Source organism: Acinetobacter sp. BMW17, from assembly GCF_001592855.1.
GTDB classification, from domain to species: Bacteria; Pseudomonadota; Gammaproteobacteria; order Pseudomonadales; family Moraxellaceae; genus Acinetobacter; species Acinetobacter johnsonii.
The window spans coordinates 1-307 of the sequence record NZ_LSOD01000064.1; the positions used below are offsets into that span (position 1 = coordinate 1).

Here is a 307-nt window from a genome sequence, read left to right on the forward strand (position 1 = left end):
CCGAAAACAAGTTGCAATTGTTGAACCACATACCAAATCGGTTGATTTCGAAATAGAGCAAGTCCGATTACCAGCCAAACAACATGTTCAGCAGGCAGTTTTCTTTTTCGAATTGATGCTTTACCTGTTTGGTCTAAGCAATCTTCAATCCAGTTTAAATCAATCAATTCACTGAATTGTGAAAGTGAAGGTAAGGTTTGTTTTAATGTTAAATCTAGATTCTGAGATAAATTCATAAAAAAAGAGCGTATTTACATACGCTCTTTTTACAGCATTTTAACTTTTTTTGCTTAACTGACTGGCATTA

1 protein-coding gene is annotated in these 307 nt (G+C 33.6%); it reads right to left on the reverse strand.

Going from position 1 to position 307, the window contains the following annotated elements; translation table 11 throughout:
* Positions 1-236, reverse strand: a 236-nt coding sequence (locus AXW61_RS17000) for a transposase domain-containing protein (protein ID WP_171254102.1), incomplete at its 3' end; no start/stop codon positions are given.
* Positions 237-307 lie beyond the last annotated feature (71 nt).